The organism is Pasteurella canis, assembly GCF_900454865.1.
GTDB classification, from domain to species: Bacteria; Pseudomonadota; Gammaproteobacteria; order Enterobacterales; family Pasteurellaceae; genus Pasteurella; species Pasteurella canis.
In genome coordinates, this window is sequence record NZ_UGTV01000015.1 from 1,568,475 (window position 1) to 1,588,772 (window position 20,298).

General features: G+C 37.1%; 19 protein-coding genes and 2 pseudogenes. 13 read left to right on the forward strand and 8 right to left on the reverse strand.

The genetic code is table 11. From position 1 onward, the window contains the following. Window positions 1–16: 16 nt before the first annotated feature. Window positions 17–538 carry a rhodanese family protein gene (locus tag DYE19_RS07895; protein ID WP_115323200.1) on the reverse strand — a complete coding sequence of 174 codons (522 nt, stop codon included), beginning with the start codon at window positions 536–538 and terminating at the stop codon, window positions 17–19. Between the two features lie 26 nt (window positions 539–564). Further along, on the reverse strand, window positions 565–1,257 hold the full coding sequence (gene pnuC, locus DYE19_RS07900) for a nicotinamide riboside transporter PnuC (protein ID WP_049215631.1): 693 nt from the start codon (window positions 1,255–1,257) through the stop codon (window positions 565–567). 300 nt (window positions 1,258–1,557) lie between these two features. Here pnuC and rapA point away from each other — a divergent pair, with 300 nt between their 5' ends. The 7 genes from rapA (at window position 1,558) to DYE19_RS07935 (ending at window position 9,937) form a co-directional block, all read left to right on the forward strand. Next, window positions 1,558–4,461, forward strand: a complete 2,904-nt coding sequence (gene rapA / locus DYE19_RS07905) for an RNA polymerase-associated protein RapA (protein ID WP_115323201.1) — start codon at window positions 1,558–1,560, stop codon at window positions 4,459–4,461. A gap of 236 nt (window positions 4,462–4,697) precedes the next feature. Further along, window positions 4,698–5,357, forward strand: a complete 660-nt coding sequence (gene rluA, locus DYE19_RS07910; protein WP_115323202.1) for a bifunctional tRNA pseudouridine(32) synthase/23S rRNA pseudouridine(746) synthase RluA — start codon at window positions 4,698–4,700, stop codon at window positions 5,355–5,357. 62 nt (window positions 5,358–5,419) lie between these two features. Continuing rightward, entirely contained in the window at window positions 5,420–5,989 is a 570-nt protein-coding gene (gene yihI, locus DYE19_RS07915; protein ID WP_049215627.1) for a Der GTPase-activating protein YihI, read from the forward strand. A 5-nt stretch (window positions 5,990–5,994) separates the two neighbouring features. Then, window positions 5,995–6,429, forward strand: coding sequence for a DUF2489 domain-containing protein (locus DYE19_RS07920; protein ID WP_115323203.1), 435 nt, complete (start codon window positions 5,995–5,997; stop codon window positions 6,427–6,429). A gap of 15 nt (window positions 6,430–6,444) precedes the next feature. After that, the gene (gene hemN / locus DYE19_RS07925; protein ID WP_115323204.1) at window positions 6,445–7,812 is read left to right on the forward strand and encodes an oxygen-independent coproporphyrinogen III oxidase; all 1,368 of its coding nucleotides are present in this window, start codon (window positions 6,445–6,447) and stop codon (window positions 7,810–7,812) included. A gap of 175 nt (window positions 7,813–7,987) precedes the next feature. Beyond that, window positions 7,988–8,656 carry an NAD(P)H-dependent oxidoreductase gene (locus tag DYE19_RS07930; RefSeq protein WP_115323205.1) on the forward strand — a complete coding sequence of 223 codons (669 nt, stop codon included), beginning with the start codon at window positions 7,988–7,990 and terminating at the stop codon, window positions 8,654–8,656. 162 nt (window positions 8,657–8,818) lie between these two features. Then, complete coding sequence (locus DYE19_RS07935) at window positions 8,819–9,937, forward strand: anhydro-N-acetylmuramic acid kinase (RefSeq protein ID WP_049215621.1); 1,119 nt, start codon at window positions 8,819–8,821, stop codon at window positions 9,935–9,937. Window positions 9,938–10,003: 66 nt separating this feature from the next. Here the strand turns inward: DYE19_RS07935 and DYE19_RS07940 are convergent, their stop codons facing one another. The 5 genes from DYE19_RS07940 to DYE19_RS07960 all read right to left on the reverse strand — a co-directional run bounded on the left by DYE19_RS07940 (window position 10,004) and on the right by DYE19_RS07960 (window position 13,245). Next, window positions 10,004–10,768, reverse strand: a complete 765-nt coding sequence (locus DYE19_RS07940) for a class I SAM-dependent methyltransferase (RefSeq protein WP_115323599.1) — start codon at window positions 10,766–10,768, stop codon at window positions 10,004–10,006. Between the two features lie 3 nt (window positions 10,769–10,771). Further along, window positions 10,772–11,869, reverse strand: coding sequence for a tRNA (uridine(54)-C5)-methyltransferase TrmA (gene trmA, locus DYE19_RS07945; RefSeq protein ID WP_115323206.1), 1,098 nt, complete (start codon window positions 11,867–11,869; stop codon window positions 10,772–10,774). Window positions 11,870–11,959: 90 nt separating this feature from the next. Further along, a complete protein-coding gene (locus tag DYE19_RS07950; RefSeq protein ID WP_049215617.1) occupies window positions 11,960–12,289 on the reverse strand; it encodes a MaoP family protein in 330 nt (109 codons plus the stop codon). 58 nt (window positions 12,290–12,347) lie between these two features. Then, on the reverse strand, window positions 12,348–12,965 hold the full coding sequence (dsbA, locus tag DYE19_RS07955) for a thiol:disulfide interchange protein DsbA (RefSeq protein WP_115323207.1): 618 nt from the start codon (window positions 12,963–12,965) through the stop codon (window positions 12,348–12,350). Window positions 12,966–12,978: 13 nt separating this feature from the next. Continuing rightward, a complete protein-coding gene (locus DYE19_RS07960; protein WP_115323208.1) occupies window positions 12,979–13,245 on the reverse strand; it encodes a YihD family protein in 267 nt (88 codons plus the stop codon). Window positions 13,246–13,310: 65 nt separating this feature from the next. Here DYE19_RS07960 and mobA point away from each other — a divergent pair, with 65 nt between their 5' ends. The 6 genes and pseudogenes from mobA to DYE19_RS11470 all read left to right on the forward strand — a co-directional run. After that, window positions 13,311–13,883 (forward strand): molybdenum cofactor guanylyltransferase MobA, encoded by a 573-nt coding sequence (gene mobA / locus DYE19_RS07965; protein ID WP_115323209.1) that lies wholly within the window; start codon window positions 13,311–13,313, stop codon window positions 13,881–13,883. 71 nt (window positions 13,884–13,954) lie between these two features. Continuing rightward, a complete protein-coding gene (locus DYE19_RS07970) occupies window positions 13,955–14,470 on the forward strand; it encodes an HI_0449 family lipoprotein (protein WP_115323210.1) in 516 nt (171 codons plus the stop codon). A 96-nt stretch (window positions 14,471–14,566) separates the two neighbouring features. Beyond that, window positions 14,567–15,715, forward strand: coding sequence for a fused PTS fructose transporter subunit IIA/HPr protein (fruB, locus tag DYE19_RS07975; protein WP_115323211.1), 1,149 nt, complete (start codon window positions 14,567–14,569; stop codon window positions 15,713–15,715). Then, window positions 15,712–16,647, forward strand: coding sequence for a 1-phosphofructokinase (gene fruK, locus DYE19_RS07980; protein ID WP_115323212.1), 936 nt, complete (start codon window positions 15,712–15,714; stop codon window positions 16,645–16,647). The genes fruB and fruK overlap by 4 nt, the downstream gene beginning before the upstream one ends. Before the next feature lie 10 nt (window positions 16,648–16,657). Next, window positions 16,658–16,906, forward strand: a pseudogene (locus DYE19_RS11635) (PTS fructose-like transporter subunit IIB); the annotation flags it as partial. A gap of 69 nt (window positions 16,907–16,975) precedes the next feature. Next, a pseudogene (locus DYE19_RS11470) lies at window positions 16,976–18,067 on the forward strand (PTS fructose-like transporter subunit IIB); the annotation flags it as partial. 218 nt (window positions 18,068–18,285) lie between these two features. Here the strand turns inward: DYE19_RS11470 and DYE19_RS07990 are convergent. Further along, window positions 18,286–20,292: a BCCT family transporter gene (locus DYE19_RS07990; RefSeq protein ID WP_115323214.1), complete on the reverse strand. Its 2,007-nt coding sequence runs from the start codon at window positions 20,290–20,292 to the stop codon at window positions 18,286–18,288. Window positions 20,293–20,298 lie beyond the last annotated feature (6 nt).

Consider the following 20,298-nt stretch of genomic DNA (forward strand, 5'->3'; position numbering starts at 1 on the left):
AGGGGATAATATCAGACTATTTATTCCACGGCATGAAGGCTAATAAGCGCGCCATACCACAAAAACCTGTGACGCCTGCAAAAATTAAACCTGCACCAACAAATATTGGGATAGCAAAGAAATAAGGAGAGGCGACTAAACCTAAAATTGCCCCTAATAATACTAATGTACCTGCGGCAATTTGTACTTGGCGTATCATTTCTAGTGGCTGTTTTTTATCAAATATAACGGGGAGATTCGCCGCTTTCCAACCGTCGATGCCTTTCTCAACAATATAAACTTCTGCACCACAGTCAGTATATTGCGCTAGTATTGCCTGTGCATTTTGTGTACGCATACCTGATTTACAATGGAAAATAATCACTTTTTCATCTTTCAGCTGCGTACAAAGCCCCTGTTTTAATTCATCTAATGGGATAGATTTTGCTCCAGCGATATGTTCACGACGGTGTTCATCAGGTTGGCGAATATCAACTAAAACTGCGCCAGCAAGACAACGCTGTTGTGCATCTTGTGCGGAAATAATTGTCACAGACATGGCATTCTCCTTTTGTGAGACCTAATTTAGACTTGCTCAAGTTTACGCCAATTATAATAACCATAAATAGAATTTAATAAATAGGCAGAATACATTGTAACCATAGATAATGATCCCTCTTCGGCCTGTGTCCAAAGCACAATAGAAATCACATTAAGCACTATCCATAAAATCCATTGTTCACGATAACGTAGAACCATAAGCAACTGTGCAACCACTACAATGATTGTTGTTAAGCCATCTAAGCCTGTTGAGCTACCACCAGCAGCATTAAGTGCTTGTACAAACAATAATGTCCCGATTACAATTGCACTTAATGTAATCGCCCAACCTTTTAAAGTGAGAGATTTACTGATCACACTTTCTGTATTTGTAGTTTCTTTCTGTAAATTATTTTTCCAGAGGAAGTAACCAATGAATTGTGCAGGGATATATACATAAAGCACGGTATTCATTTCACCAAGATAGTTTGCTCCCCAAGCCACATAAAAATAGGTATAAGCAAAAATCAAACCAAAGAAATAATTACTGATTTTTCCTTTACTCACAAACACAACACATAAAATCCCTGCAATACCAGATACCATTGCTAAAATTGATTCTGGGTTTTGAATGTAAATGACGATCTGTGCAATTAAAAAGAGAGAAAGCCAAGCAACTTCAAATGGTTTCCAGCCCCCTAAAAATTCATTTTTAATCGCCTCTAAATTGAGCTTCATCATAAATTACCTCACTTTGTTAATACAAAAAACGTATTTTCGTTAAGTCAAAAATAGTAGAAAAAAGGTTAACATATTAAAACATGAACAAAAGTTTTACACTTTCGCCATAACATGTCAATCATAAGCTACATTTAATCAACAAAAATTAAAATAAAATAGCATTTTGTGACATATGAGATAAATTTATCCTTTTTTACTACGCCTAATAAACTCCTATATTTCATTTTATTTTTTAACTTAACATCGCTAAAATAGCTGGCTATTTTTTATAAAAGCAATAAGAGAAAGTAATTACATATGGCATTTGCAGTCGGTCAACGTTGGATCAGTGAAAGTGAAAATAATCTTGGTTTAGGAATCATTGTAAATATTGATATACGTAGTGTCACAATTTTATTCCCTGCCTCAGAAGAACAACGTATTTATGCATTAGATTCTGCACCTTTAACACGCGTTTTATTTCAAGTTAATGATGAAATTATCCATCAAGAAGGTTGGAAGGGACGCATCTTAGATATTTTAGAAAACAAAGGTGTGGCATTTTATTTAGTTAAACGTCTTGATAATTATGAAGAAGTGACGATTCATGAAATGGATTTAGCTCATCAAGTCACGTTTAGCAAACCTCAAGACCGTTTATTTACTGCACAAATTGATCGTAATGAACATTTTAGTTTGCGCTATAACGCATTAATACATCAACAAGCACAATTTCAATCTCCTCTACGTGGTTTACGTGGTATTCGTGCAGGACTGATCCCCCACCAATTACATATTGCTAAAGAAGTAGGTCAACGTAGTGCACCACGTGTGTTATTAGCGGATGAAGTAGGCTTAGGCAAAACAATTGAAGCGGGCATGATTTTACAACAGCAGTTATTTGCTGAAAAAGTGGAACGTGTACTGATTATTGTCCCTGAAACGCTGCAGCATCAATGGTTAGTTGAAATGCTACGTCGTTTTAACTTGCATTTTTCTTTATTCGATGAAGAACGCTGTGCTGATTTTGAAGATCCCACTTCAGCATTATGGACTAATCCTTTCACTACTGAATCACAGATTATCTGTGCTCTAGATTGGTTGCGTACAACACCAAAACGAGTAGAACAACTGCTTGAAGCAGGCTTTGACATGTTGATTGTCGATGAAGCGCATCATCTGGCTTGGTCAGAAGACAACCCAAGCTTAGAATATCAACTTGTGGAACAGCTCGCACGCAAAATTCCAGCCGTCTTATTACTCACTGCCACGCCAGAACAATTAGGTCAAGAAAGCCATTTTGCCCGTTTGAGTTTGCTCGATCCTGATCGTTTCTATGATTACAATGCCTTTGTACAAGAACAAAGGCAATATCAACCTGTCGCAGATGCTGTACAGAGTTTATTAGCAGATAAACCATTAAGTGCGGTAGAAAAAAATCATATAGCTGAGCTATTAGCGGAGCAGGACATTGAACCAATGTTGAAAGTCATTGACTCTCAAGCTAACCCAGAACACAAAGCACTTGCTCGCCAAGAGTTGATACATAATTTAATTGATCGTCATGGTACAAGTCGCGTACTATTTCGTAACACGCGCCAAGGTGTTAAAGGCTTCCCACATCGCACCTACAACCAAATTACCTTAGCTTTACCCAAGCAATATAGTAATGCAGCCAATGTATTAACAATGCTCGGTGAAATCGCCGAAAAAGACGCATTCTACCCCGAACAAATGTTCCAGAAGCTCAATCCTGAGGCACGTTGGTGGGACTTTGATCCAAGAGTTGAATGGCTCATCACCTTTCTAAAAAATCACCGTGATGAAAAAGTATTAGTGATTTGTCGCCATGCTAATACAGCGATTCAATTGGAACAAGCATTACGTGAAAAAGAAGCCATTCGTGCTGCTGTTTTTCATGAGAAAATGACAATTATCGAACGTGATCGCGCTGCTGCATATTTTGCTCAGACAGAAGAGGGCGCTCAGGTATTACTCAGCTCAAGTATAGGTTCAGAAGGGCGTAACTTCCAATTTGCTTGTCACCTTGTACTCTTTAACTTACCTGATAACCCTGATTTATTAGAGCAATGTATTGGTCGATTAGATCGTATTGGACAAACACGCGATATTCAAATTCATGTCCCTTGTTTTGCAGATAGTATACAAATCGTTCTCGCTCGTTGGTATCACGAAGGACTAAATGCCTTTGAGGAAACCTGTCCAATGGGGATGACATTGTTTGAAAAATACCAACAACAACTTAATCAAATTTTACAAAAACCAACCGAACTTGATGGTTTTGATGACTTCATTACTCAGACACGTAAGCAGCAAATAGCACTTAAACAGGCCTTAGAAAAAGGTCGTGATCGTTTATTAGAATTAAATTCTAATGGGGGCGAACAAGCACAACATCTTGCAAGCGATATAGAGCAGCAAGATAGCTCACCAGAATTAATTAATTTTGCGTTAAATCTATTTGATATTATTGGACTGGAACAAGAAGACTTAGGTGAAAAATCAATTGTTATTAGTCCAACAGGTACTATGCTTGTGCCAGATTTTCCGGGTTTAAAAGAAGAAGGTACAACAGTTACTTTTGATCGCCAACTTTCACTTGCACGTGAAGATCTCGACTTTTTAAGCTGGGATCATCCTATGATTCGCAACGGTATTGACTTAATTACTTCAGGCGATATTGGCAAAAGTGCCGTCAGTTTATTAATTAATAAAGCTCTACCTGCGGGAACACTTTTACTTGAAATGATCTATGTTGTTGAAGCACAAGCGCCAAAAGGCTTACAACTCACTCGTTTCTTGCCACCTACACCTATTCGTTTATTATTGGATCAAAAAGGCAATAATCTCGCTGAACAAGTGACTTTCAATGCGTTACAAAAACAGTTGAAACCAATTGGTAAAAACATGGCAAACAAAGTCGTAAAAATGGTGCGTGCTAATATTGAACAACTAATAAAACAAAGTGAGCAAAAAGTCATTGCACAAGCGGAACAAATTATCCACAATGCACAACAGCTTGCAGATTATACTCTCAGTACTGAATTAGATCGTTTAACTGCATTACAAGCGGTCAATAAAAATATCCGCCAAGCTGAAATCGATGCGCTCGAAGCTATCCGTACACAGTCTCTTGCTCAACTAAAACAAGCCACATGGCGTTTAGATAGCTTACGTGTGATTGTGAGTAACAAAGAATGATACATTAGAAAATCACCACACGTTTAACGAGTCGTACAAGGATAATACTTGTATCTATATAAGTTTGAATAAATAGTAAATATAAAAGAAAATCCCCGATATAACCTGTTCCAACGCGACGCTCCGTTTTCTATCAAAATAGACTCGAATGAAGAAAACGTAGTCAACGGGGGATTTCTTTAGTGACGTTGTTTAGACAAAAAGAAAATAACACACTGCATATAAAACAGAAAAAAATGGCTTTAATCACTTACAATCCACCCACAGAACCTTATCTGGATATTGTTCACTACGACGATCATTTTGTCGTCATCAACAAACCTAGCGGACTGCTCTCTGTTCCTGGAAATCAACCGCAGTATTATGATAGTGCCATGTCACGTGTAAAAGAAAAATACGGATTCTGTGAGCCCGCACACCGCTTGGATATGTCAACTAGTGGACTTATTCTGTTTGCCCTCAGCAAAGCAGCTGATCGCGAACTAAAGCGCCAATTTCGTGAACGAGAACCAAAGAAACACTACCAAGCATTAGTTTGGGGACATATAGAACAAGATCAGGGCGTTATCAACCTACCTTTAATTTGTGACTGGGAAAACCGCCCTCGCCAAAAAATCTGTTTTGAGCGTGGTAAAAGTGCGGTCACATTATATGAAGTTTTAGCACGCTATCCCGACAATACTACAAGAGTAAGACTAACGCCAATTACTGGTCGTTCCCATCAACTAAGATTACATATGCTAGCTTTAGGACACCCTATTTTGGGTGATAAATTCTATGCCCCACCTCAAGCTAAAACTTTATCTACACGTTTATGCTTACATGCAGAAAGCTTAGCTTTTACTCACCCAATTAACCAACAAAGCATGTTATTTGAAGTAAAGCCTGAGTTTTAATTAAGTAAAAATGGTTTTAAATGGTACAATCTTCAATCAATTATAGAGAAAGAGAAAACAACATGGCTCGTAAGAAAAAAACACGTCGCGTAACAGATATTATGCCTGCACGTAAAACAGATAAAAAAATAGAGATGCCTAAGGGAAAAACTGGCAAAAAACTAACGCGTTATGAATTAGATGCCAAGGCTCGTGAAGATAAAAAGAAACGTAAACATAAAGGGTTAGCTTCAGGCTCACGCCATAGTGCAGTCGATAATAATACCTATAATCAAAGCATAGAGAAAAAAGATCCACGCATTGGTAGTCGTAAAAAAGTGCCACTAATTGTTGAGTTTGTAAACAAACCTGAAAAAGGAATGACAATTCCTGCTGTCCAATTAGAAGAAAAAACGAAACAACTGGATCCAATGCTAGAATTAGAACAACTGGAAAATAATGAATGTTTGAATCAGTTGTTAGATGAATTAGAGGCAGGGCAAACATTAAGTTTAGAAGATCAACAATTTGTCGATGACTGCTTAGAACGTATCGCTCAATTAATGGATGAACTCGGTATTAATGACGATGAAGATAATGAAGAAGATTTATACCGAACTTTCGAGAAAATCGATATTAACCAATTTAGATAATCATTATGTGGACCACTTTTTTAATCATTATTGCAGTGCTGATTATTGTTGTGATGGTCGCTTATGCGGGCTATCTACTACTCATGTTACAAAAACAGAAAAAAGCAATTCAACATGCTCGTACAGCGAGAACTCAGCGCCTCAAAGAGAGTATTGTGATTATTGCCAAAGCAATGCAAAATGGCGATTGTAATCATTCTGAAGGCGTACTTCGACTCAAAATGTTGTTGGATCCATTAGGTAAAAAGCTGAAAAACTATCAAGCGATGAACCAACTCTATGAAGTTGTGATGGATATGCCAACTCATGAGAAACGTCGAGAATTAAAGAAAAATGAGCGTATGCGCTTAGACTTGCAACGTGAAAGTGCTGAAGCAGATTTAGAAAAACAAATTTTGTTGGAGATTCATCAGCTACTCGCTGATATGGAACATATTTAATTTTGAGGGGAAACCATGTCCGAAATTATTTGGGACTCAGCATTAATTCAAAAGTATAACTATTCTGGTCCACGTTATACATCTTATCCAACGGCGTTAGAATTTAATGAAAGTTATACAAATCAGGATTTTACTCAAGCAGCACAACGTTATCCTGAACGCCCACTGTCCCTTTATGTTCATATTCCTTTCTGCCATAAACTATGCTATTTTTGCGCTTGTAATAAAGTCATTACTCGCCACCAACACAAAGCGGATATTTATCTAGATTTTTTAGAAAAAGAAATCGAAACACGCGCACCCTTATTTAAAAACCGACTCGTTACGCAAGTGCATTGGGGTGGAGGTACACCAACCTATTTGACTGAAGTACAGTCTTCACGATTAATGACAATGTTATGTAAGCATTTTAACATTTCCCCTAATGCAGAAATCAGCATTGAAATAGACCCACGTGAAATTGAATTACCTATGCTCGATCATTTACGTCATATTGGCTTTAATCGCATGAGCATGGGAGTGCAAGATTTTAATAAAGAAGTACAAAAAGCAGTCAATCGTGAACAAGATGAACATTTTATTGAAGCATTACTAAAACGTGCTCGTGAATTAGGTTTCCAATCAACTAATCTCGATTTGATTTATGGATTACCTCTACAAAATGTAGAAAGCTTTATGTTTACCTTACAAAAAGTAATTGCACTCAATCCTGATCGTTTAAGTGTGTTTAACTATGCTCATTTACCCAGCCGCTTTGCTGGTCAAGCCAAAATTAAAAATGAACAACTACCAGCTCCTGAAACAAAATTAACAATCTTACAAAACATGATCGAGACACTCGGTAACGCAGGTTACACCTTCATTGGTATGGATCACTTTGCGAAACCTAATGATGAGTTAGCAATTGCCCAGCAACAAGGTGTACTACACCGCAATTTCCAAGGCTATACCACCCAAGAAGAATGCGATTTATTGGGCTTAGGTGTGTCTGCAATTAGTTTATTAGGCGATACTTACGCACAAAATCAAAAAGAATTAAAACATTATTATACGGCGGTAGATAATACTGGTATTGCGTTACATAAAGGCTTTGTAATGAGTCAAGAGGACTGTTTACGTCGTGATGTCATAAAACAACTCATTTGTAACTTTAAACTAGATTATCATCCGATTGAACAACAATATCACATTCAATTTAAACAGCATTTTGCGGAGGATTTAGCACTCCTTACACCATTAGCTGCAGATGGTTTAGTAGAAATTGGCGAAGATAAGATCCAAGTTTCTGCCAAAGGACGCTTATTAATTCGGAATATTTGTTTATGTTTTGATACTTATTCAAGAGCACAAGCAAAAAGACAGCAGTTTTCTCGGATCATCTAAGCAAAATGTTGAAAAATAGAGCGCACTTTTATTCATAACGCTCATAATATAGTGTTCATATAAATTAGTTTGCATCATGTAATATGGCAAAGAATCTTCAATCCCTAATATGAACCTATAAATAACGTAAATCGTCATCGACGAGTCCCGATAAATAAACTATAAGGAAACCAACATGACTATTTCAAAAACAGATATTCTCAACGCTTTCCACTACCGTCATGCTTGTAAAGCTTATGATCCAAGTAAGAAAATTAGTGACGAAGACTTCCGTTTTATTCTAGAAACAGGTCGACTTTCCCCAAGCTCTTTTGGTCTTGAACCTTGGAAATTCTTAGTCATTGAAAATCAAAAAATCAAAGAGCTTATCCGTGATATTGCATGGGGGGCAAAAGAGAAAGTGATCGATTGTAGCCATTTTGTGGTAATACTTGTCCGCCAACCTGATACATTACTTGCTGATGGGGAATATGCACAATATATGATGCAAGATGTTCACAAAATCCCAGAAGAAATGCGTAAAATGCGCCAAAACTTCTATCGGATTTTTACTGAACAGGACTTTGCTTTAACTGAAAATCCAAATGCCTTCTATCATTGGGCATGCCGTCAAAGTTACATTGCAATGGCAAATATGCTCACAAGTGCAGCAATGATCGGAGTTGATTCAACACCAATAGAGGGGTTTCCATTAGAAAAAATGGATCAAGTTTTTGTTGAACAAGGGCTTTACGATCCTAAATTGTACAAACTCAGTGTGATGGTCGCTTTCGGCTATCGTTTAAATGAACCAAGAGATAAAACTCGCCAAGCCTTTGATGATGTAGTGGAATGGATTAAATAATTATTTTTAATCAACCAATCTGATAAGTTGGCATTGGGCTAATTATAAACTGCATTAATGTGATTCATTTACTATAAATAATCATTAACCGTTTATTTATGGTTTGAAATATACTTTACAATACGATGCATACTGTCGAGAAAAGAGAGATAAGGAGAGATTATGTACTATATTGGTGTAATGTCTGGCACAAGTTTAGATGGCGTCGATCTCGCTTTAATGGATTTCTCTACGCCTCAGCCTCAGCTTGTTCATGCTGAGTTTTATCCGATGCCAACACTCCTAAGACAAAAAATTACTACTTTGTGTAATACAGGCGAAACGACCTTACAAGCTTTAGGTGAGTTAGATCATTGTTTAGGCCTACTCTATGCAGATTGTATCAAACAATTCTTACAAAAATACCAACTTACCGCTACACAAATTACTGCTATAGGTTGTCACGGACAAACTATTTGGCACTCACCTACTGGTCAATATCCATTTACCATGCAAATTGGCGATGCGAATTTAATTGCAGCTAAAACAGGGATTACGACAGTAGCAGATTTCCGCCGTAAAGATATGGCATTTGGAGGACAAGGTGCACCACTCGTACCTGCCTTTCACCAAGCTTTATTTTCTAAAGCTAATCAAGCAACAGTCGTACTAAACATCGGTGGTATCAGTAATATTTCATGTTTACTGCCAAATGAAGAAGTGATTGGTTATGATACGGGACCGGGTAATACACTGTTGGATGCATGGATTGAAAAACATCAATCTAAAGCCTATGATAAAGACGCTGAATGGGCAAAATCAGGCATAGTCAATCAAACACTACTACAAGATTTATTAGATGAGCCTTTTTTTACTTTCTCCCCACCAAAAAGCACAGGACGAGAATTATTTAATTTAGCTTGGCTCAACAAAAAACTAGCAAAACATACCGCACTTCGACCACAAGACGTACAAGCGACACTAGTTGAATTGACTGCACAGAGTATCGTGGCACAACTTCAACAAATCCAAACGCTGTTACCTCGTTATTTGCTCGTTTGTGGTGGCGGCATGAAGAATCCATTGCTCATGGCACGTTTAGTGGCGTTATTACCCGATTGGAGAGTTGAAACGACAAATGATTATGGTTTGAATGGTGATGATGTAGAAGCCGCTGCTTTTGCTTGGCTGGCTTATCAACGTTTAAATGATAAACCTGCCAATTTACCTAGTGTTACGGGAGCAAAAAGTGCGGTGAGTTTAGGCGCAATTTATCCTAGAGAACATGACATAGCAGAGTAAAATATTGAGCATTACACAATTTATGCTGACTCTTTTCTTAAATAAGGAAATAAGAGCAATGCTAGCTTATTCATGATGTTTTACATAAATATCAAAACGATGATTTTTCGTTTCACGACTAAAATCTGGCGAGTGCTGTGCCAGAAAATTGGCATAATCTGGTCGCTTAACAACGACACGCTTTTTTGCTAATTTTAATGCAGGCTCAAGTAAATTATCTGCATCAGTGTCCGCGCCAACTAAATGCTGAAAAACGCGCATTTCTTTTTTAACTAATGCACTTTTTTGTTTATGAGGATACATTGGATCAAGATAAACTGCATCAGCAAAATCAATTTCTGGCTGTAATTGTGCAATATGTTGAACCGTTAATAATTGCATATTCTGTTGCATCATCTCACCAATTTCTTTATCAGCATAAGCGCGCTGTAAACCATCTTGCAGCAACAAACGTACAACAGGGTGACGTTCAACAAGACGTACTTTACAGCCTAAAGAAGCCAATACAAAGGCATCTCGTCCTAAACCAGCTGTCGCATCAATGACAGTAGGCAAATAGTCTTTTTTAATGCCGATTGCTTTCGCGATCGCCTCACCTCGCCCACCGCCAAACTTACGACGATGAGCCATCACACCACTCAAAAAGTCCACATATACCGCCCCCAGTTTAGGCTCATCTAACTTACGTAGCTCTAAGCGAGTTTGTCCTTGTTCATCATCAATTTGAACTAAAGCCAAATAACTTGAATAATCTTGTTCTATACCTTGTGCTTGGCAAAGTGCAATAAAATTTTCAGTATTTCCACTCTCACAAATCAACTGGATTTTCATCATTTACTTCCGAATTAACCACACACCTGTTTCCATATGGTCAGTATATGGAAATTGATCAAACAAGGCCGCCTTTTCGATACGATGCGTTTGACAAAGTGTTTGTAAGTTATGACATAAGGTCTGAGGATTACATGAAATATACAAAATACGCTGATAATTCTGTACTAATTTGACAGTTGCCTGATCTAACCCTGCCCGTGGCGGATCGACAAAAATCGTGTCACATTGATAACTCATTAAATCAATTCCTTTCAAACGATTAAATGTGCGTACTCCATTCATCGCTTGAGTAAACTCTTCTGCCGACATCCGAATAATTTGTAAATTATCAATATTATTTGCAACAATATTGAACTGTGCAGCGGAAACAGAAGGTTTTGCAATTTCAGTTGCAAGTACTTTACGGAAATTTTTCGCTAAAGCGATAGAAAAATTACCATTTCCACAATAAAGCTCTAATAAATCACCTTGGCTGTTTCGAGTACAATCAACCGCCCACTCCAACATTTTTTGACTCACTATTGCATTAGGTTGAGTAAAGCTATTTTCTACTTGACGATAGAGATAAGGTTGACCATGTACAGTTAAAATCTCATCAACAAACTCTTGCTCGAGACAAATTTTTTGTTTACTTGCACGACCAATTATTTGTACATCAAATCCTAGAGCTTGTAGCTGTTTTTTTAATTGCTGTGCTGCCTGTTCCCATTGTTCATCAAGCTCCTTATGATAAAGTAAACTCACAATGAGCTTATTACTTAATGTACTCAAATAATCAATCTGAAATAAGCGATGATGTAACACATTCTCTTTTTTCAATAATGGCAACAACGTACTCATCATCTGATTAATTAATTGGCTCGCAATCGGAAAACTATCAACACGATATCGCTGACGTGTTTTTTGATCAAACATGACATGATAAAAATCGCCCTTATCATGCCAAATACGGAACTCTGCACGCATACGATAATATTTTGCTGGTGAAGCAAATACCGTTAATTCAGGCGCACCAAAGGGAGATAAAAGAGCGGTCAGCTTTTGTTTTTTTTCAACCAATAAGTAGTCGTATTGTTCAATTGGGAGCAAGTCTTGCATGAGATAAAGTCTATCATATAACTGAAGATAAAAGTAAAAGGCTCGGTTTTCTTTTCGTCTGCCAAGCCTTTTATCTGATGGGATTTACGATTATTCTGCTGAGAAATCGTCTAAATTATCTGTCCCAACTACGCCAGATAACGTATAAACACGTTTTGTAGTTGAAATACGAGAACGATATTTATGCCAAGTTTTCTCTAAAAAAGTTTCAGGTTGACGCTCGCCACGGCAAAAAGCAACAAAGTCTTTTTCTTCTTTAGTGATTGGTTCGCGCTCGCCTGAATCCAATGCTTTAAAAGCTTGACCATATTGCTCAAGTGCTTGTGATTCTTTAATAGTATAATCGCCATGACGTGAAAAACCTCTTGGGTAATTTTTATCATCGAAAAAACGACGCGTCACACTAAAACTTTCTGCCATAATATCCCTCTTAAAATAATCTCTTTTGTTAAAAACGAGGCATTAAACCAATTTTTTATTATTTTTGCAATAAGCCTTTTACAGTTTCTACATAATCTTTAATAAAAGCATCGTTACTCGTCGTGCTCAACCCTTCGGGATTAATACGATAACGTCCATTCACATAGAAATCTGGCACACCACGCACCTTAAATTGTTCTGCAGCATTCACTTGTTTATTTACTAATGCTGTAACAGCAAAGCTGTTAATGCCACCATCAAATTGCTCAGCTGAAATACCTTTCTTTAAGAAAATATTACGAATATCTTCCATAGAACGTAATACATTTTTTTGTGCAGCTTGGAAAAGCGCCTCTTTCACTTTATCTTCCACGCCTGTTGCCATAGCAAACGACCATGCACGTGTTAAATTTTCACCTTGTGGTCCTAAAAAATTCACATGATATTGTTTAAACTCTACCCCTTGTGGTAAATCCGCTTTGACTTTTTTAGGAATTTGATATTCATATTCAAATGAATAACAATGTGGACAGTAAAAAGAAAAAAACTCGATAACTTCAGGTTGTGCTGAAGGTGAGGTATTTAATGTTACATATTGTTTACCTTCTGTTAAGTTCTGTGCCTGAGCAGCAAACACACATAAAAATGAAGCTAAAACTAAAAACAATTTTTTCATTTGCAATCCTTAATTACTCAATAATTCCGCGTGCTTTTAGCAATGCGGTTTTAAAATCTTCTTCATAATCTTTTTTAATCCCTGGAATCGGCTCATATTTATCCGTGCCATGCATTTTTAAATGGTAAATAATCACTTCATCAGTTAATTCAGAAACAGGTTTATCAAAACCTGTTTCATCTGCAATTTTCTGCAAAATTTGCATTAAATGCAGGTCAGGTTCTTTAGACCAATAAGGCTGTAAAAGTTCCAATACTTCGTTTAATCGATGACATTTCATAAAGTTTTCCTTATGATTGAGAAAAATTTGTTCGCATCATACTTTAATTAAACCAATAAGAAAATATGACAATCACAATTAGTGCAGTAATTTTAGCAGGTGGGCAAGCTCGCCGTATGCGCGGTGTTGATAAAGGATTACAGCTCTTTCAGCAACAGCCATTATTTCAACATGTTTATCAACGCTTACAACCACAAATAAAAGAAATTAGTATCAATGCTAACCGTAACCAAGATAGTTATGCCCAAAGTGGATTATCAGTTTTTCCTGATCATTTGGAAGGCTTTCAAGGACCATTAAGTGGTATCTTAACTTCACTTCAACGTGCAAAAACAGATTTTGTGTTATTTGTACCTTGCGACTGCCCTTTTTTTCCTAATAATCTATTAGACAAACTAAAAAGTGCGGTGTGTTTTTCTGATGTCTTGATTGCCTATGCTCAAGACAGTGAACGAGAACACCCCACTTTTTGTTTAATTTCCACTCAATTAAAACATGCGCTTGCTGATTACTTAGCCAGCGGTGAACGCAAAATGCTAAAATTCATGCAACAACACCATGCTGTTGCTGTGGATTTTTCTGAATATAAAAATGCATTCTTAAACATGAATACATTGGCTGATTTGAAATCAAATTAATCCACTTGCGCATAAGGGCTTTCGCAGTATAATCAAACACATGATTCCATTTGGCTAACTAGGATATGTTTATGTTAAAGAAAATCTCTACTCTTTTTTTAATCACGATGATTTCTGCCTGTTCAGTTTCTTCGTATATCCCTTTTATCGGTGATAAAAAAGCAGTGATTAATTTAGATCAGGATCAAATTGACCAGAAATCTTACGCCACTGCTTATGAAGCAACTATTGAAACTTATAAAGGTCGAGTCAATCAGGATTATGATGTCAATTCTTTTAGTAGTGGTGCTAATGATTGGTACTTAAATCGCATTCTCTTGTCTATCGAAAAAATCAAAGCAGACCTCTATCAAGGAGGGCATGACTCCAGTATTCATGCCTATTATAGTGGTGTCATTTTTGCCTCTGCCTTACAAACAAATTTCAAGAGTTTAAAACAAGGTTGTTGGGAGCAAATTGACTCTGCGAGTATTACACAAGGTATTTATGACGCAATGAGAGATTTACAAAAAGATAAAGTACGATCTGAAGATGATCCTTATATTGTGAAAGGGTCAGAGCAGTTATTAAAAATTTGTGGTCATTAAATAGGGAAAACTGTTGATGTAAAAGTCGGCAGTTTTTCTATTATTATCCTAAGGGTGACATGACAAAATCAATAAAGCAAAATCAGAGGAGTACCTGTGTTTCAATTATCAGACAATGATATTCATTTATCGGCTCAAGCTACCGATAAACAACAAGCTATTGAACTTGTTGCGGATGCCCTAGTGAAAGCTGGCTATGTAGAATCAGGGTATTTACAAGGTATGCTTGAACGAGAGTTCCAGATGACCACTTATTTGAGTAATGGTATTGCGATTCCACATGGTTCACTCAACACGAGACACATGGTTAATAAAACTGGTGTACAGATCTTTCAATTCCCACAAGGTATAAATTGGGGTGATGGTCATATTGCTTACATTGTAATAGGCCTTGCAGCAGACTCTGATTCACATTTAACGTTACTACGCCAAATAACACGTCTTTTAGATAATGAAAAAGCAGTAAAACAATTGGCGACCACACAAAATGTCAAACAATTTCGAGCCCTTATCATGGATGATACGCACTATTCTATCATCAATGCTGAATCCATTAGTTTAGGTGTCGAGACAAAAAGTTTATTAACACTAACTGCGTTAAATGCAGAAAAGTTACAGCAACAACAAGCTGTAAACAATGACTTTATTATGGAACTTCTTACCAGTCCTGCCCTTCCTTTAGGTAAAGGAATTTGGCTGACAGATGCTGTTGTTGGTAATCAACGCAATGCCATTGCTTTAAGCCGCGCTAAGCAAGCATTTACTCACAATAGTAAATTAGTTCAAGCTGTACTCACAATTGCTACAATTGATGATCACATTCATCACACCCTCACTTGCTTATTAGATGAAAAAGTACAAGACATTTTATTAACAGGTTCAACTGAAGACATTCTGATTGCATTATATACTCAACCGAATACTGAAAGTGCGGTCAAAAATTCCCCCACTTTAATAGGGCAAATCCCTACAATCGAAACGATTGTAACAATTCAAAACACACATGGGCTTCATTACCGCCCTGCTGCAATATTAGTCAACCACATAAAAAAATATAACGTGTCTATTGCTGTACAAAATCTTGATAACGACAGCCAACTGATTAGCGCTAAAAGTTTAATAAAAGTCATCTCACTAGGTGCACAAAAAGGACATCGTTTACGTTTTATTGCTACAGGCCAAGAAGCAAAACAAGCACTCGAAGAAATACGTAAACTCATTGAGTCAGGTTTAGGAGAATCATAATGAAAGTGCTAACTGTTACACTCAATACCGCCTACGATTTGATTGGTCGTTTAACTCGATTGGCTTTAGGTGAAGTCAATAAAGTCGAGAGTTTAGGTCTATACCCTGCAGGAAAAGGGGTTAACGTTGCAAAAGTCCTACATGATTTAGGTATTCATAGTGCAGTCACTGGCTTTTTAGGCAAACAAAACCAAAGTGAATATCAGCATATGTTTGCTAATTTAGCATTAACAGATTATTTCCAACGAGTCCCAGGGCTAACAAGAGTTAATGTCAAAATCACAGAAACAGAAGCAGAGGTTACGGATCTTAATTTTCAAGGTTACGTAATTACAACCGAAGATTGGCAACATTTTGTTGAGTTTTCATTACAAATCGCGCCAGAGTTTGACTTAATTGCAGTTTGTGGCAGTCTGCCTGATGGTATCAGCCCTCATGCATTTGCCAAGTGGCTGACACAACTTAATCAGCACCATATTAAACTCATACTAGACACAAGTAATCAAGCACTAACAATGGGGATTCAGTCCAAACCTTGGCTAGTAAAACCCAATTATCGTGAACTTGAAACTTGGATAGGACATTCTTTACCTACCCAAGCTGATGTCATTCATGCTGGGCGACAATTACAATCAACTGGCATCGAAAATGTTGTTGTTTCATTAGGTGAAAAAGGAGCAATTTGGCTAACTCAAGACAATATTATTCATGCTCAACCCCCTATTTGTGATAATCTAATCAGTACTGTAGGGGCTGGAGATTCGATGGTTGCAGGTCTTATTTACGGTATTGTTAATCAACAGTCAATCTCAGAAACACTGACTTTTGCAAGTGCAATTGCTGCCTTAAGAATATCACAAAAGCATGTTGGCGTTACTGATATGACATTATTAAAACCTATTTTAGAAAAAGTAAAAATCACATTCATTTAAGGATAATGACATGAATATTTTCCTCACGCAAAAAGATGATATTGGTAATTCAAAACTGTTTTTATTACATCAAGTCTTAACGACAGCAGCCAATCAACAAAGTCATCAAATCACTGAGCTGGCAGATGCAGATATCATCATTGTATTTAGCAATCGCTCACTAGATCGCCCAGAATTTGTGGGTAAGAAGATCTTTATTGTTGATGCTGAACAAGCATTTAATGCGCCAGAAACAACCATTCAACAAGCAGTTACAAATGCCACTCTTTATTCAACTACAGAAAGTGCGGTTGATTTTACAGATATTTCAGCACCTCAAATTAACCGCATCGTTGCAGTCACCGCTTGCCCAACAGGTGTTACACAAACTTTTATGTCAGCAGAGGCGATTATGAACTACGCCAAAGCACAAGGCTGGCAAGTCAAAGTAGAAACACAAGGGCAAGTTGGTACAAAAGAAATTCTCACTAATGAGGAAATCGCAGCGGCTGATCTTGTCTTCATTGCGACGGATATTGATATCAATTTATCAAAGTTTTCAGGCAAATTATTATATCGAACCTCAACACGCGCTGTACTCAACAATGTTGAAGCCGAGTTTAATCAAGCACTTAAACAAGCAGCCATTTATCAAGTTGAGCAAAATGAAGATATACCTACTATTACACCAGCACCACGCAATTATGCGAATGATTTTGAGCACTGCGAAGGCAGTAAAAAAATCGTTGCGGTTACAGCTTGCCCAACAGGTGTCACACAAACTTTTATGTCAGCCGAAGCCATTATGAATTATGCGAAAGTACAAGGTTGGTGTGTAAAAGTGGAAACACATGGACAGATGGGTTCCAATAATCTGATTAGTGCAGAAGAAATCGCCGATGCAGATTTAGTCTTTGTTGCTGCCGATATTGATGTTGATCTAACCAAATTTGTTGGTAAGCCGATTTATCGTACATCAACACGTGCTGCCTTGAAAGAGACAGCTCAAGAGTTTGCAAAAGCATTTGAACAAGCCGTTATTTATACAATTGAACAACCTGAAGAAGACATTATCACTCCCCCAGCACGTAATTTTGCCAATGATTTCGCGACTTGTGAAGGCAATAAGAAAATTGTTGCTATAACAGCGTGCCCAACAGGCGTTACACAAACATTTATGTCAGCTGAAGCCATTATGAATTATGCTAAAACGCAAGGTTGGTGTGTAAAAGTAGAAACGCACGGACAAATGGGCTCTGATAATTTGATTAGTTCAGAGGAAGTTGAGGCTGCAGATTTAGTTTTTGTTGCTGCAGATATTGATGTTGATTTGACTAAATTTAAAGGCAAACCATTATATCGCACTTCAACTAGTGCAGCACTAAAAAACACCGCACAAGAATTTGAAAATGCTTTTGCGAAAGCTGTGCCTTATACAGGTATACACACTACTAAAACCTGTACACCACAAGCTTCAACCACAAGTGAATGCTGTCAATTTAAATGTAAAGGGGCCTACCTATTGCCATTCATTCTGATTGGACTCATTATAGCGCTACTTATCTATTTTATGTCGTAACCTAAACTGGCTATAATAACGACCGCACAGAACATCAAGTGCGGTCTTTTTTTAGTAAATTTAATCACTAAAAATAATAATTAAGCAACATCGTAAGTCATTAATGCATTAGTATTATCCATCACTAAATTCATATAGCGTTCATATTGCTTCAATACATCCACAATTAATTCATTTTTTGTCATATATTGCACATCATAACCCTCTCGCCCATCAATAAAGTAAGTAATCGGCTCATAAGAACGTTGTGAATCAATATTTGGTAATCCATCATCTTCTACAACTAAATTCGACAGCTCACGTGGCTTACAATCAATACCATACAAGAAATTACGTACATTTTCTTTCATTACTACAAATTCAATTTTGGGATTTTTATCCATAATAATTTCTGTTTGTGCAGTTAATCCATGTTTTTCGAATTCTGCTACTAGCTCATTAAATGCCGGCTGTGCAATATCTTTAATAAAGTGTTTCACATCAGCGCGCTTAGATTGTAAAAGGATCTTTTCCAAACGATCTTGCCAATGTTTCCCTGTCCAGTTGTCGCTTCCTTGTGAAAATGCCTTGCTAAAATATTGATTATCCACCATTAATCCTTTCCACAAACCAAAGCAAAGTAGCAACATAATTATTGTAAATGGCAGCGCTATCACTAATGTCATCGTTTGTAAGGCAGATAAACCATCAGAGCGTAATAACGCTAACGCTAATACTGTCAATAATAACGCCCAAAATATACTTTGCCATTTCACACTTTTTTCCTCACCCTGTGAGGCAATACTATTAATCACATAAATACCTGAATCAGCAGAAGTAATAAAAAATAAGGCGATAATCGTTATAGCAATGAAAGATGCAATATTACTAAAAGGCAATTGTTCAAAAAAGCCAAATAACAATGCCTCAGTATTGTTTGAAAGTGCGCTTAAATTACCCGCAGTTTCAACATCTAGCCAAATCGCAGTATTACCAAAAGTCGTCATCCATAATGCATTAAATAGTGATGGGATAAACAACACACCTAAAATAAATTCACGGATAGTACGCCCTTTTGAAATCTTAGCGATGAATAACCCTACAAATGGAGCCCAAGACACCCACCAAGCCCAATACAGCACAGTCCAGTTACTAAACCAACTTTGATTTTCTGGTTCATATGCAAAAGTCCGAAAACTCAGAGCAACTAAGTTACTTAGATAATAACCTAAGTTTTCCGTAAAACTTGTGAATAACAGCAAGGTTGGTCCAACAATAATGACAAATAGCATCAAAGATAATGCCAAGAATAAATTCACTTCACTTAGTCGGCGAACACCTTTTGCCACACCTGTAATTGCTGAAATAGTAGCCAAAAACATCACAACAATGATTAATATTGATAATGTAGAGAAGCTCCGCGATTCAATCCAACCTAAGCTATTTAAACCTGCATCTAATTGCATTGCCCCATAGCCCAATGTCGTTGTAATACCAAAAATCGTGCTACACAATGCACAAACATCTATTACATGTCCCCAGAAACCTGAGATTTTGTGTTTTAATAATGGATAAAATCCTGAACGAATCGTCAAAGGTAACTTATAACGAAAACCGAAATAAGCGAGTGCGAGTCCAATCACGGCATAAATCGCCCATGCATGAATACCCCAGTGATAAAAAGTCATCAACATCGCCTCTTTCACTTGCTCTGTTGCCGTAAACTGTTGATGTAACGGATTAACATAATGTAGCATAGGCTCAGCGACCCCAAAATACATGAGACCAATACCCATTCCTGCCGCGAATAACATTGCTATCCACGAAAGGAATGGATACTCTGGTGCTTCATTATCTGTTCCTAAGCGAATATCACCTAACCGACTTGAACACAGTAAAATTAAAAATACGATAAAAATAGACGCCGCTAATACATATAACCAACTAAAATGAGTAAAAATTTGTTGTTTAGCAATAGTCAGTATCTTTTGAGCATGCCTAGGAAAAAAAGAACAATAAATTGTGACAAAAGCGATAAAAATAAGACTTGGTAAGAAAATGGGTGCTTTTAACGTGCTATTAGCACGTAATTGCTTTAAAAACGTCAAAACGCC

Excerpts from the sequence above, each read along its gene's own strand:
- DYE19_RS07895 (WP_115323200.1), bottom strand. The coding sequence starts at position 538 with ATGTCTGTGACAATTATTTCCGCACAAGATGCACAACAGCGTTGTCTT.
- pnuC (WP_049215631.1), bottom strand. The coding sequence starts at position 1,257 with ATGAAGCTCAATTTAGAGGCGATTAAAAATGAATTTTTAGGGGGCTGG.
- rapA (WP_115323201.1), top strand. The coding sequence starts at position 1,558 with ATGGCATTTGCAGTCGGTCAACGTTGGATCAGTGAAAGTGAAAATAAT.
- rluA (WP_115323202.1), top strand. The coding sequence starts at position 4,698 with ATGGCTTTAATCACTTACAATCCACCCACAGAACCTTATCTGGATATT.
- yihI (WP_049215627.1), top strand. The coding sequence starts at position 5,420 with ATGGCTCGTAAGAAAAAAACACGTCGCGTAACAGATATTATGCCTGCA.
- DYE19_RS07920 (WP_115323203.1), top strand. The coding sequence starts at position 5,995 with ATGTGGACCACTTTTTTAATCATTATTGCAGTGCTGATTATTGTTGTG.
- hemN (WP_115323204.1), top strand. The coding sequence starts at position 6,445 with ATGTCCGAAATTATTTGGGACTCAGCATTAATTCAAAAGTATAACTAT.
- DYE19_RS07930 (WP_115323205.1), top strand. The coding sequence starts at position 7,988 with ATGACTATTTCAAAAACAGATATTCTCAACGCTTTCCACTACCGTCAT.
- DYE19_RS07935 (WP_049215621.1), top strand. The coding sequence starts at position 8,819 with ATGTACTATATTGGTGTAATGTCTGGCACAAGTTTAGATGGCGTCGAT.
- DYE19_RS07940 (WP_115323599.1), bottom strand. The coding sequence starts at position 10,768 with ATGAAAATCCAGTTGATTTGTGAGAGTGGAAATACTGAAAATTTTATT.
- trmA (WP_115323206.1), bottom strand. The coding sequence starts at position 11,869 with ATGCAAGACTTGCTCCCAATTGAACAATACGACTACTTATTGGTTGAA.
- DYE19_RS07950 (WP_049215617.1), bottom strand. The coding sequence starts at position 12,289 with ATGGCAGAAAGTTTTAGTGTGACGCGTCGTTTTTTCGATGATAAAAAT.
- dsbA (WP_115323207.1), bottom strand. The coding sequence starts at position 12,965 with ATGAAAAAATTGTTTTTAGTTTTAGCTTCATTTTTATGTGTGTTTGCT.
- DYE19_RS07960 (WP_115323208.1), bottom strand. The coding sequence starts at position 13,245 with ATGAAATGTCATCGATTAAACGAAGTATTGGAACTTTTACAGCCTTAT.
- mobA (WP_115323209.1), top strand. The coding sequence starts at position 13,311 with ATGACAATCACAATTAGTGCAGTAATTTTAGCAGGTGGGCAAGCTCGC.
- DYE19_RS07970 (WP_115323210.1), top strand. The coding sequence starts at position 13,955 with ATGTTAAAGAAAATCTCTACTCTTTTTTTAATCACGATGATTTCTGCC.